This window comes from Pseudoalteromonas sp. MM17-2 (assembly GCF_022347945.1).
Lineage (GTDB): Bacteria > Pseudomonadota > Gammaproteobacteria > Enterobacterales > Alteromonadaceae > Pseudoalteromonas > Pseudoalteromonas ruthenica.
This window is the reverse complement of sequence record NZ_JAKRFV010000038.1, coordinates 1-12,336: the sequence shown is the minus strand read 5'-3', so window position 1 is coordinate 12,336 and position 12,336 is coordinate 1. Positions and strand designations below refer to the sequence as shown.

9 protein-coding genes, 1 rRNA gene and 1 other RNA gene are annotated in these 12,336 nt (G+C 49.6%); 9 read left to right on the top strand and 2 right to left on the bottom strand.

Annotated elements, in window-relative coordinates; genetic code table 11:
- Positions 1-125: 125 nt before the first annotated feature.
- Positions 126-240: ribosomal RNA gene (rrf, locus tag MHM93_RS19080) — 5S ribosomal RNA — on the top strand.
- A gap of 728 nt (positions 241-968) precedes the next feature.
- On the opposite strand, the gene ssrS is transcribed toward rrf, so the two are convergent.
- Positions 969-1,151, bottom strand: a non-coding RNA gene (ssrS, locus tag MHM93_RS19075) — 6S RNA.
- 197 nt (positions 1,152-1,348) lie between these two features.
- Here ssrS and MHM93_RS19070 point away from each other — a divergent pair.
- Genes MHM93_RS19070 through MHM93_RS19055 form a run of 4 tightly spaced genes read left to right on the top strand, consistent with a single transcriptional unit; the run spans position 1,349 to position 5,575 of the window.
- Complete coding sequence (locus MHM93_RS19070; protein WP_022946246.1) at positions 1,349-1,912, top strand: UPF0149 family protein; 564 nt, start codon at positions 1,349-1,351, stop codon at positions 1,910-1,912.
- On the top strand, positions 1,912-3,222 hold the full coding sequence (pepP, locus tag MHM93_RS19065) for a Xaa-Pro aminopeptidase (protein ID WP_239450197.1): 1,311 nt from the start codon (positions 1,912-1,914) through the stop codon (positions 3,220-3,222). Before MHM93_RS19070 ends, pepP begins: the two co-directional genes overlap by 1 nt.
- 3 nt (positions 3,223-3,225) lie before the next feature.
- Positions 3,226-4,395, top strand: coding sequence for a 2-octaprenyl-6-methoxyphenyl hydroxylase (gene ubiH / locus MHM93_RS19060; protein WP_239450196.1), 1,170 nt, complete (start codon positions 3,226-3,228; stop codon positions 4,393-4,395).
- 1 nt (position 4,396) lies between these two features.
- Complete coding sequence (locus MHM93_RS19055) at positions 4,397-5,575, top strand: FAD-dependent oxidoreductase (RefSeq protein WP_239450195.1); 1,179 nt, start codon at positions 4,397-4,399, stop codon at positions 5,573-5,575.
- Here the strand turns inward: MHM93_RS19055 and MHM93_RS19050 are convergent.
- Positions 5,572-6,417: a LysR substrate-binding domain-containing protein gene (locus MHM93_RS19050; RefSeq protein WP_138587548.1), complete on the bottom strand. Its 846-nt coding sequence runs from the start codon at positions 6,415-6,417 to the stop codon at positions 5,572-5,574. The two genes, MHM93_RS19055 and MHM93_RS19050, sit on opposite strands and share 4 nt — an antisense overlap.
- Before the next feature lie 130 nt (positions 6,418-6,547).
- On the opposite strand from MHM93_RS19050, the gene MHM93_RS19045 reads away from it, so the two are divergent.
- From MHM93_RS19045 to gcvP, 4 genes are all read left to right on the top strand, one after another.
- Positions 6,548-7,117, top strand: a complete 570-nt coding sequence (locus MHM93_RS19045; protein ID WP_239450194.1) for a hypothetical protein — start codon at positions 6,548-6,550, stop codon at positions 7,115-7,117.
- 167 nt (positions 7,118-7,284) lie between these two features.
- Complete coding sequence (gene gcvT, locus MHM93_RS19040; protein WP_239450193.1) at positions 7,285-8,367, top strand: glycine cleavage system aminomethyltransferase GcvT; 1,083 nt, start codon at positions 7,285-7,287, stop codon at positions 8,365-8,367.
- 31 nt (positions 8,368-8,398) lie between these two features.
- Positions 8,399-8,788 carry a glycine cleavage system protein GcvH gene (gene gcvH / locus MHM93_RS19035; protein ID WP_022946239.1) on the top strand — a complete coding sequence of 130 codons (390 nt, stop codon included), beginning with the start codon at positions 8,399-8,401 and terminating at the stop codon, positions 8,786-8,788.
- Positions 8,789-8,945: 157 nt separating this feature from the next.
- Positions 8,946-11,840 (top strand): aminomethyl-transferring glycine dehydrogenase, encoded by a 2,895-nt coding sequence (gene gcvP, locus MHM93_RS19030; protein ID WP_239450192.1) that lies wholly within the window; start codon positions 8,946-8,948, stop codon positions 11,838-11,840.
- Positions 11,841-12,336 lie beyond the last annotated feature (496 nt).

The following is a 12,336-nucleotide window of genomic DNA, read 5'->3' as shown; positions in this document are numbered from 1 at the left end:
GAACTGCGCCGATGATAGTGTGGGTTCGCCCATGTGAAAGTAGGTCATCACCAGGCTCCTAATTAGAGAGACCCGTTGCACCAGTGCAGCGGGTTTTTTAGAGCGAAAAGAATTTTAAAGATTTTCCTGACGAACATAGCGTTTTGGAACCACCTGACTCCATGCCGAACTCAGAAGTGAAACGAAACAGCGTCGATGATAGTGTGGGTTCGCCCATGTGAAAGTAGAACATCGTCAGGGCCTTATTAATAGAAACCCGCTGCAGAAATGTAGCGGGTTTTTTTATGCGTGTAGGCAAGGCTTTGAGACTTGCATCATCTTAATCAGGATTCATCCTGATCCACAACACAGCATCACCGGTCTCCATACCTGTAGGCGAGGCTTTAGCCTTGCATTATCTAGTCAGGGTAAAACCCCGACCTATAACACAGCACCACCTGTCATCATACCTGTAGGCAAAGCTTTAGCCTTGCATCATCCTAGTCAGGATAAATCCTGACCCACAACACAGTATCACCTTTCACCGCACCTGTAGGCAAGGCTTCAGCCTTGCAACATCTAGTCAGGATAAATCCTGACCCACAACACAGCATCACCTTTCACCGCACCTGTAGGCAAGGCTTCAGCCTTGCAACATCTAGTCAGGGTAAAACCCTGACCTACGACACAGCGCCATCTGTCACCGCACCTGTAGGCAAGGCTTCAGCCTTGCAACATCTAGTCAGGGAAACCCTGACCTACAACACAGCGCCACCGGTCATCTCACCTGTAGGCAAGGCTTCAGCCTTGCAGCACCCCAGTCAGGGTAAAACCCTGACCCGCAATAGATCGAGACACCCGTTAGAGATTGTTTCCTGTAGGCAAGGCTTCAGCCTTGTACCATCCCTGTCAGGGTAGAACCCTGACCTACAACACAGCCTCTCTAAGGCTTAAAATAGGGATTCTTATAAGGAAGAAATAAAGGAGGAGTGTTCCCCGGCGTTGCGGCTGCGAATATCAGCCCTTGAACCCTAAGGTTCAAGGCGGAAGACACCTGTAGACCGTAGGCTTCTCGGTACATGCCGAGCTTGCACAGTAGCCCACAAGATGTGTTCCTAATCAAAGTTTATCGGCTCAGGGACATCATTCGCTGGCCAACAAGCTAGGGAACTCTTTCAGTATATAAGACACAGGCCTAGGGATACAGCCTCAGTTACAAATTATCACGTCATTTGCTGTTAAAGTAAGCGAGAGCCCCATCAAGTGCTGGATATTTGATCGCGGTCATACAATACTGTGGAGTCGGCCTCGCAGCAGTGGTAGCATTAATAACTGTAATTTAAAATATTTCGTCATACGCGAGCCTATCATGAGCGACCAACGTACCTACCAACAAGCACAGCAACTTCTCGAGAGTAATGATATTTTTGTAATGCCGGCTGAAGTCCATGGCATTATCACTGGGTTGTTAGCCTGTGGTGTCGATATTGAAGAGAAAGACTACCAAGGGCTGTTGTGTGATGTGCTGAACGACGGTATCAGTTTTGAGAAAAACCTGAAACACTGGCTTAGTGAACTCTATACCCAGGTGGTAGAGAGTTTCACAAATGAACAGTTACAGTTTGAGATGCTATTGCCCGATGAAGAGGACAGCCTTATCGACCAGGCGAATGCCTTGGTTGCCTGGGTCAATGGCTTTTTACTTGGTTTTGGCTTAAAACAGCAGGACTACGGTAAGATCTCCGGCGATGTCAAAGAAGTGATCCAAGATTTCACTGAAATCAGCCGCCTCGATACCCACTTTGATGAAACAGAAGAAGATAAACAAGCATTACACGAAGTGCTTGAGTACGTGCGCGTATCGGCTATGTTGTGCTTCTCCGAGCTGGGCAAGCATGAAAACACTGCACAAACATCAAAGACTTTACACTAATGACTATTAGCAAAAACGAATACCTAATGCGTCAGCAGCGGTTATTGGCGCAAATGAAAACTAATTCGGTAGCCGTGATCCCGGCGGCCAAAGAAATTACGCGCAGCCGCGACACCGAATTTCCGTTTCGCCAAGATAGCGACTTTTTCTATTTAACAGGGTTCAACGAACCGGATGCTATGTTGGTGCTGGTCAATGGCGAGCAGCAGAAATCGATACTTTATTGTCGCGCCAAAGATAAAAGCGCTGAGGTTTGGCATGGCCGACGCTTAGGCGCAGATGCCGCCAAACAGCAGCTGCCAGTGGATGAGGCTTATACCCTAGCAGAGCTGGAGCAGGGCCTGCTTGATGCTGTTAATCAAAAAAGTACCTTGTACTACGGCCAAGGTGTTTATAGTGACGTGGATAACCAAGTGCTCGCGCTTTTAAACACCTTACGTGGCGCCCCCAAAAAAGGTTATCGCGCCCCTGAAGTGATCCGTGATATTCGCACTTTAGTACATGAAATGCGTCTGTTTAAATCAGACGCGGAAATAGCCATTATGCGCCGCGCCGCAAAAATTAGTGCCGAGGCTCATGAGCGCGCTATGCGTTTTGCAAAACCTGGTGCCACCGAGTACCAATTAGAGGCGGAACTGCATCACCATTATGCTATGAATGGAGCTCGTCACCCCGCTTACGGCACTATTGTCGGCAGTGGTGACAATGCCACTATTTTGCATTACACCGAAAATGAGTCGACCTTAAAAGATGGCGACTTGATATTGATAGACTCGGGATGCGAGCTCGACGGTTATGCAGCCGATATCACCCGAACCTTTCCGGTTAATGGTCGCTTTAATGCTGCGCAAAAAGCCCTCTATCAAGTGGTACTGGATGCTCAACTTGCCGCTTTGGAGATCGTTAAACCTGGAAACACCCTCGCGCAAGCAGCTAAAGTGGTGAACCGCATGTTGACCGAAGGGCTGGTGAAACTAGGTTTACTTGAAGGCAATGTCGATGAGCTTGTCGAAAGCCAAGCGTTTCGCGCGTTTTATATGCATGGTCTCGGCCACTGGTTAGGGCTCGATGTGCACGATGTGGGTGAATACAAAAAAGATGAGCAAGATCGTGAGTTTGCCCCTGGCATGGTGCTGACCATAGAGCCAGGTCTCTACATTGCCGAGGATGCGCCGGTGGCGGAGCAATATCGCGGTATTGGTATCCGTATCGAAGACGATGTTCTGGTGACAGAAAAAGGGCACGAAAACCTCAGTGCCAGCGTACCAAAAGACATTGCCGCTATAGAAGCATTAATGCAGGAGAGTTAAAGGGTGCAGCACACTGATGTTGTTATTGTTGGCGGTGGGCTTGTTGGAAGCACACTTGCTAATATTCTTATGCAGCAATGCCCCAAGCTGAGTATTGCTGTTATTGAAGCCCACGAGTTACAAAGCTACCACCCCAGCTTTGATGATCGCTGTATCGCTTTGGCAGCGGATTCCGTGGCGTATTTGCAGCAACATCAGCTGTTTGACACCGCTGTGGACTATGCCAGCGCGATCAAGCAAGTGCAGGTTTCAGATCGTGGTCACTTTGGTAAAACGCAAATCCATCATCACGACTATCAGCTCGATGCGTTGGGCTATGTTGTTGAAGTTCGCCCTTGGGGTCAGCGACTTACGCATGCCGCAAAAGAGCACAGCCAGTTAGCTTGGCATTGCCCGTCGCGCGTGAGTGATATAACACTGCATGCTGACTACAACTGCGTTACTCTTGATTGTGGCACGCAGTTAGGGGCGAAATTAGTGGTGATAGCGGACGGTGCGCAGTCGCCAACGCGCTCATTAGTGCATATAGATTTTTTTACCACACAGTATGAGCAGCACGCGCTGATCGCTAACGTCCAAGTCCAAGGTGGGCACCACCACCATGCTTTTGAACGCTTTACTGAGCACGGCCCTATAGCGCTGTTGCCTATGTCACAAAACCGCTATTCATTAGTATGGTGCGATAACCCACAGAAGTTACACACCATGCAACAGCTAAGTGCAGCGGAGTTTACCGCTGCCCTGCAACAGGAGTTTGGCTATCGAGCAGGGCTCTTTACCCAAGTGGGAGAGCGTAGCGTGTACCCGTTAAGCTTTGGCCAGGCGCAAAGCTTGAGCAGTCATCGCGCCGTGGTAATAGGAAATGCTGCCCACGCCATTCACCCTATCGCTGGGCAGGGTTTCAACCTTGGCCTTCGTGATATCAAAGAATTAGCACAGCGTATTCGCTATGCTGATGCACATAGCTTGGGGAATTATCATTTTACCCAAGGTTACAGCCGTGCTCGTCTAAACGATGTTCGCCGAGTGATGCAGCTTACCGACTCATTAGTGCGGCTGTTTTCCAATGGCTCGCGTACCCTTGCTTTAGGGCGTAGTGTTGGCCTCAGCGCGATGCAATTATGTAGTTCGCTGCGCCAACCTCTAGCAAAACAATTGATGGGATTTAACTAATATGCACCAAGCAAAAGTAGCCATTGTTGGCGGTGGTTGTGTAGGCTTAAGCACGGCGCTGGCACTCAGCTTAAAAGGCATCTCTGTGGCCGTTATCGACGCCAAAGGTAGTAGTGAGCCACTGAGTGAGGAGTTTGGGTTGCGCGTGAGTGCCATTAACCACGCTAGTGAAGCGCTATTTCGAAAGCTGGGTGTGTGGCAGGGTATAGCCGCACAACGCATGACCCCTTACACGCAAATGGACGTGCGCGATAAAGATAGCTTTGCGCATATTCACTTTGCCAGCGAGGAGTACGATGTGAGCCATCTGGGTCATATCATCGAAAATGATGTGATCCACCGGGCATTGGTGGAAAAGCTAGAGCGCCAAGATAACGTTACCCTGCTTTTTAACACCGCCTACAAAGACATCCATCAAGGTGATAATAATGTGCTTATTACCTTAACCGATGGCACGCCGGTGATGAGTGAGCTGTTAATTGCCGCCGACGGAGCCAATTCGGGAGTGCGCCAGCGCTTCAATCTGCCTATTACCTTTAAAGATTATGGCCATCATGCCCTGGTAGCCACAGTAAAAACGGCGCAGCCCCATGATAACTGTGCGCGACAGGTATTTTTAAGCGATGGCCCGCTTGCCTTTTTACCACTGGCTGATCCTCATTACCATTCTATTGTTTGGTCCTGCTCACCACAGCAGGCCGCCACTTACCAAAACATGAGTGAGCAAGAGTTCAATAAAGCCTTGTTTGCTGCGTTTGATGGTCAATGCGGATTATGCACCGTGCAATCGGCGCGAGCGGTGTTCCCGCTGACTATGCGCTACGCCCGGCAATGGGTGAAAGAACGTGTTGTGTTGGTTGGCGATGCCGCCCATACCATTCACCCTTTGGCAGGACTCGGCATGAACCTAGGCCTGCAAGATGCGGCACGACTGAGTGCGCTTATTAGTGACGCACTGACTGATTCAATGACCGCGACAGCGCGAGCATTGCGTACCTATGAGCGTGAGCGTAAGCTCGATGCGCAAAAGCATATTGCCACTATGGGGGCACTCAAAGGGCTGTTCGCAGGTGATAATCCAGTGAAAAAAATAGTGCGTGGCCTAGGCTTAAGCGCGGTTAATGAGATAGCGCCATTAAAGCAAGCTTTTGCTGAGCAAGCCCTAGGTCAACGCCGTTAGCTCAATCGTAAGGTGATAAACTCCGCTAGTTTATCAATGGCTTGCAAAGATTCTTGGCCGCGTTTGATAAGGCTGATCCCGACCTGGCCCAGTGCCGGCAATACATCGGAGTTAGCGGTGTAGGGCAGCTCTTCGGGCACGGTTTTACGAGCGAGTACGGTAACCCCAAGCTGCTCTTTTATGGCTGCTGTAAGGCCGGTTAAATCGGCATTGGTGTAAACTATACGCCAGGGCACACCGGCTTGCTCCAGTGCTTCAATCGCGCGGCGACGATAAATACACCCCTGTGGCGCCACAACCAAGGTGACCGGCTCGGTAAGCTTAGCGGGGGTATTACCGACCCACACTAAATCATCTTGTAAAAAGCTTGGGTAATGCGGGTTGTCCAGCTGCTCCACTAGGGTGAGCACTAAATCAAATTCGTCACGATTACTCACATGCATCAACTGTTTGCTGAGCTCAGATTTTACTTCCAGTGAAACATCGGGGTACAACGACACAAAGTCACCAATGATGGCCGGTAAAATACTGGCGGCAAATTCACTGGGGATCCCTAAACGCACCTTACCGGTGATGGTTTCGTTACTAAACAACTGTAAAATGGCGTCATTATCTTTGAGCATTTGTTTTGCTAGCGGCAACAGTTGCTCGCCTTGATGGTTAAGAATCTGCCGTTGGCCTTGCTTTTTGAATAGCTTACGCCCGAGCAGCTCCTCTAAGCGCTTTATTTGCAAGCTCACTGCGGGTTGCGACAGCCCAAGCAGCTCACCTGCTTTGGCGAAACCGCCGACTTCAACTACGGTCACTAGCGTACGCAAACTGTCGGTAGGGATATTTTTCATATTAATAAAGCCAATTTAAAAGGTTTTATACATTGTAATTATTTATCAATCGATAAAAAATTACAATTTGTTGTTAATTTAGCCCAGCTCTATACTGCCCTCAGTTTAGTGCTAGAAAGTAGAAACAGCTATGGCTATTCAGTCGGTATTCTTTGCTCGCCATCAAGGCGTTAACAGTGCCTCGAGCAATACCTTTGTCAGTGCTCACGAACAAGTCATCGATTTAGGCGGCAGTGAAGTACTGTTATTCTTAAAAAGTTTACGTGACTGTACCCTTAACTGGGCCAAGCAGCCAGGCATGGCAGTTCGTTACCAGCTTGATACCGTGAGCTTTGATGCCTTTTTCTTTAGCGACAGCGCATTGCGGTTAGTGACCACACAAGCAGATAAATTGATGCCCATACTCAATAGCGCCAGCGAGCGTTTTGATGTTGACGTATTACCGCGCCCAGAGTTACAAAGTCTCCATTTTAAGGGCCCGGCAGCCTGCGACTTTCTGCAACACCAGTTTAGTTTGTTTAGCGGCATGGCCCTTGGTCGTGTTGAGCAACATTACGGTGTGCAACGAAATGATTATTTTGTTGTTGCCAGTGCCGCCGAGCAGCAGTTTTACCGCGTATTTGCGCGCAGTTCAGCGCTTGATACACTCAAGCAGCAACTTGTTGATGCACACTTTAACCCCAAGGCTGATGCAGCCTAGTGTGAGTACAACATAGTGTACGCATTACTGTTTTAATGTGTGAAAAGTAAATGTTAATTTGGGTGCCAGCGGCGCATAACTTATGTATAATCGCGGCCCATGTTATTCCCCCTCGAACAACGAGGCCACGCCCACCATACTGGGTTTGTAAAACGTGAAGGAATATTATGTCTTCTAAAACACCTCTACACGCCAAGCACCTTGAAACCGGTGCTAAAATGGTCGATTTCCACGGCTGGGATATGCCGATTAACTACGGTTCGCAAATCGAAGAACACAAAGCGGTGCGCACTGATGCCGGTATGTTCGACGTATCACATATGACCATTGTTGACGTGCAAGGCGATGACGCCAAGGCATTTTTGCAAAAGCTGGTTGCCAATGATGTTGCTAAACTGACAGTAGCTGGCAAAGCTTTGTACACCGGAATGCTTAACGAGCAGGGCGGTGTAGTGGATGACCTAATCATTTACTACTTCAGCGAGAATGAATATCGCCTTGTTGTTAATTCAGCGACTCGCGATAAAGATTTGGCGCACATGGCTAAAGTAGCGGACGGCTTCAGTGTGACCGTGACCGAGCGTCCAGAATACGCCATGATTGCCGTACAGGGCCCAAATGCTAAAGCCAAAACAGCCACTATCTTAAGCGCCGAGCAGCAGCAAGCCGTTGCCGATATGAAGCCGTTTTTTGGTGTTCAAGCGGGTGATTTATTTATCGCTACAACAGGCTATACTGGCGAAGATGGTTACGAAATTGTCGTACCTAACGAGCAAGCAGCCGAGCTATGGCAGCAACTGCTTGATGCCGGTGTTGCCCCAGCAGGCTTGGGTGCTCGTGATACCTTGCGCCTAGAGGCCGGTATGAACCTATACGGTCAAGATATGGATGAGAGCGTTTCGCCATTGGCTGCGAACATGGCTTGGACCATCGCTTGGGAACCTGCTGAGCGTCAATTCGTAGGCCGTGAGGTCGTTGAACAGCAGCGCGCCGAAAAGAGCACTCATAAGCTGGTTGGCTTAGTGCTGGAAGAAAAAGGCGTGTTACGTGGTGGCTTAAAAGTAGTGAGCGATGCCGGCGAAGGGGTGATCACCTCGGGTTCGTTCTCACCAACGCTTGGTCACAGTATTGCCCTTGCTCGCGTACCGCGTGACATCGGCGAGACCGCGCAGGTAGAAATGCGTAAAAAATTAGTCAATGTTAAAGTGGTTAAACCTTGCTTTGTGCGTCAAGGTAAAGCCGTAGTATAAGAATTTAAACTTAACACCAAAGGAACAGATAATGAGCAACATTCCAAGCGAGTTAAAGTACGCCCCGTCACACGAATGGGTTCGTCCTGAAGGCGACGGCACTTTCACTGTAGGTATCACCGAGCACGCGCAAGAGCTTTTGGGTGATATGGTATTCGTAGAGCTGCCTGAAGTAGGCGATGAAGTTGACGCTGGCGAAGACTGTGCCGTTGCAGAGTCTGTTAAAGCAGCTTCAGACATTTACGCGCCAATTGGTGGTGAAATTGTTGCCATTAACGAAGAGTTAGAAGACGCACCAGAAACGGTCAACAATGACTCTTACGGTGACGGCTGGTTGTTCCGCATTAAAGCCTCTGACGAATCAGAGCTGAGCAACCTGCTTGATGCCGAAGCGTATCAAAATAGCATCGACGACGAATAAGCGTCGGTAGGGCCCCGGCCCCAAAAAGCCCCGTTTCGGGGCTTTTTAAGTTGTGCCGCCATATCGGCACCTTTACAGGTTTAGTGACGTGCCTGCATGTAGGCCATAACCCCTCACTAGGCCGCGTTAATTTCTTGGATCATAGGAATCTGGACACATGTCAAATGCCAAATCTCTTGAGCAGTTAGAGCAAAAGCAAGATTTTATTCGTCGTCATATTGGCCCAAGCCCGGCGCAAATGAGCGACATGCTAAGCGCTCTTGGAGTATCGAGTGTTGAACAGCTGATGGAACAAACCGTTCCTGCCAGCATTCGTCTTGAGAACGGCCTGCAAATTGGTGAAAGCCGCACTGAGGTTGAAACGCTGAGCTACTTAAAGTCAGTAGCGAGCAAAAACAAAGTATTTAAATCTTACATTGGTCAGGGCTATCACCCTACCCATGTACCTCATGTGATCCTGCGTAACGTTTTGGAAAATCCAGGATGGTACACAGCCTACACACCTTACCAGCCAGAGATTGCGCAAGGGCGTTTGGAGTCACTATTAAACTTCCAAACTATGTCGATGGATTTGACTGGTCTAGATTTAGCGAGCGCTTCTTTGCTTGATGAAGCAACGGCGGCAGCTGAGGCCATGGCGCTTGCTAAGCGTGTTGCCAAAGCGAAAAAAGCGAACAGCTTCTTTATCGCCGACGATGTGCACGTACAAACCATCGATGTGGTTAAAACTCGTGCCGAGCAATTTGGTTTTGACATTATCATTGGCCCTGCTCAGGAAGCGGCCAACCATGACATCTTTGGTGCCTTATTCCAGTACCCAACAACCAGTGGTGAAGTGGTTGACTTAACTGAACTTATCGCGGCGGTACAAGACAAAAAAGCACTGGCCTGTGTTGCAGCAGACATCATGGCCCTGATGCTACTTAAAGCGCCGGGTAAACTAGGTGCCGACGTAGTACTTGGTTCAGCGCAGCGCTTTGGTGTGCCAATGGGTTATGGTGGCCCTCACGCCGCTTTCTTCACCACACGTGACAAATACAAGCGTTCATTGCCAGGTCGTATCATCGGTGTATCAAAAGACCGCCTTGGTAATGATGCACTGCGCATGGCGATGCAAACTCGTGAGCAGCATATCCGCCGTGAAAAAGCCAACTCAAACATTTGTACTGCACAGGTGTTACTGGCGAACATGGCAGCGTTCTACGCGGTTTACCACGGTCCAGAAGGCCTTAAAACCATCGCCGAGCGTATCCACCGCTTTGCTGACATTCTAGCTGCTGGCCTTAAGGAGAAAGGCGTCACGCTTAAGCACGACACTTGGTTCGACACCATCACGGTTGTGGCACAGAACAAAGAAGAGGTGGTTGCACGTGCAGTGGCTGCTGAAGTGAACTTTGCCACCAACCACACGGGCGAGTATTCGGTATCGGTGTCTGAGACCACCACTCGTGAAGACATTGTTGAACTATTCGATATCATTCTCGGTGAAGGCCACGGCCTTGATGTGGCTGCCCTTGACGCACAAATCAGCGCCAATGGTTCGCAGTCTATCCCAGCTAGCCTAGTACGTGATGACGAAGTGCTAACGCACCCGAACTTCAACTCGTACCACAGCGAAACAGAGATGCTGCGCTACATTAAGCGCCTAGAGAACAAAGACTTAGCGCTTAACCACTCAATGATCTCATTAGGTTCATGCACCATGAAGCTAAACGCGACCGCCGAGATGATCCCGATTACGTGGCCGGAGTTTGCAAACTTGCACCCATTCTGCCCGCTGGATCAAGCCGAAGGCTATCAGATCATGATTGGTGAGCTGCACGACTGGTTGGTTGATATTACTGGTTACGATGCTGTATCAATGCAGCCAAACTCCGGTGCTCAGGGTGAGTATGCAGGCCTTATCGCCATTCGTAAATACCACCAGTCACGCGGCGAAGGTCACCGTAACGTATGCTTGATCCCAAGCTCTGCACACGGTACTAACCCTGCTTCAGCGCAAATGGCGAGCATGAAAATTGTTGTTGTTGATTGCGATAAGCAAGGTAACGTGGATATGGACGACCTGAAGGCCAAAGCGGCTGAGGTATCGGAAAATCTATCTTGCATCATGATCACATACCCATCGACGCACGGTGTATACGAAGAAACCATTCGTGATATTTGTGATATCGTGCACCAGCACGGCGGCCAAGTCTATATGGACGGCGCCAACATGAATGCACAGGTGGGGGTCACAAGCCCGGGCTCAATCGGTTCTGACGTATCGCACCTAAACCTGCATAAGACCTTCTGTATTCCGCACGGTGGCGGTGGCCCAGGTGTGGGTCCAATCGGTGTTAAATCGCACCTTGCGCCATTTATGCCGAATCACAGCGTGATCAACGTGCCTGGCACGAGTGTTGATAACGGCGCGGTATCAGCGGCGCCTTATGGCTCAGCGGCGATTTTACCTATCTCATGGGCATACATTGCCATGATGGGCAGCGAAGGCTTACGCCAAGCGACCGAAACCGCTATTGTGAATGCTAACTACCTTGCGCAGACACTCAGCGAGCACTTCCCAATTTTATACCGTGGCCGTAATGACCGTATTGCGCACGAGTGTATTATTGACCTGCGTCCTTTAAAAGATGCCACTGGCATCAGTGAAATGGACGTCGCCAAACGTCTACAGGACTATGGTTTCCACTCACCAACTATGTCGTTCCCGGTTGCCGGCACCTTGATGGTTGAGCCGACAGAGTCGGAATCAAAAGTTGAGATTGATCGCTTTATCGAAGCGATGGTGGCAATTAAAGGTGAAATTGAGAAGATCGCTTCGGGTGAATGGTCTATCGAAGATAACCCACTGGTGAATGCACCGCATACCCAAGCCGATGTACTAAGCAGCGACTGGAACCGCGCGTACGACCGTTTCTATGCGGCATTCCCAGTACCGAGTGTGGCAAAAGACAAGTTCTGGCCAACGGTGACCCGTATTGATGACGTATACGGCGACCGTAACCTACTGTGCTCTTGCCCAGCGGTAGAGACCTATCGCGACGAGTAATGGGTGTTATTCTCGCTGCACAGCGAGGGCTAATTAACTAGTTTGAAAAGCGTCCCTGAAAAGGGGCGCTTTTTTTGTGGGTGATACATGGCGCATGAGCGCTTGTAGGTCAGCTTTGCTTCTCTTGTATGTCAGGCTTTAGCCTGACAACTTAGGGTCATGCTACCAGTTCATATCGAACCACCAATGATAAACTTGTAGGTCAGACTTCAGTCTGACAAGAGATGTTTACATACCGATCAACTTTACTGGTTTTGTGGGCCAGACTTCAGCCTGATAACCTTATGAATGTGGTTAGATCTTGTCGGGCCGCCGACTTCGGGTCAGAAGAAATGCGCGCCCATTTCCTCTAACAACTCCTAGGGCGCCCGTAATTCGCTCATGCTTCCGAACTAAGTCTTTTGTTAAACGCTGCGCTTAGCTGCTGACACGATTTAACAGCACTTCCCTGTGCTGGTAAATCTAGCTTGGCGTCCTGCCTCGCTGTCATCATCAC

Excerpts from the sequence above, each read along its gene's own strand:
- MHM93_RS19070 (WP_022946246.1), top strand. The coding sequence starts at position 1,349 with ATGAGCGACCAACGTACCTACCAACAAGCACAGCAACTTCTCGAGAGT.
- gcvT (WP_239450193.1), top strand. The coding sequence starts at position 7,285 with ATGTCTTCTAAAACACCTCTACACGCCAAGCACCTTGAAACCGGTGCT.
- MHM93_RS19050 (WP_138587548.1), bottom strand. The coding sequence starts at position 6,417 with ATGAAAAATATCCCTACCGACAGTTTGCGTACGCTAGTGACCGTAGTT.
- pepP (WP_239450197.1), top strand. The coding sequence starts at position 1,912 with ATGACTATTAGCAAAAACGAATACCTAATGCGTCAGCAGCGGTTATTG.
- MHM93_RS19055 (WP_239450195.1), top strand. The coding sequence starts at position 4,397 with ATGCACCAAGCAAAAGTAGCCATTGTTGGCGGTGGTTGTGTAGGCTTA.
- MHM93_RS19045 (WP_239450194.1), top strand. The coding sequence starts at position 6,548 with ATGGCTATTCAGTCGGTATTCTTTGCTCGCCATCAAGGCGTTAACAGT.
- gcvH (WP_022946239.1), top strand. The coding sequence starts at position 8,399 with ATGAGCAACATTCCAAGCGAGTTAAAGTACGCCCCGTCACACGAATGG.
- gcvP (WP_239450192.1), top strand. The coding sequence starts at position 8,946 with ATGTCAAATGCCAAATCTCTTGAGCAGTTAGAGCAAAAGCAAGATTTT.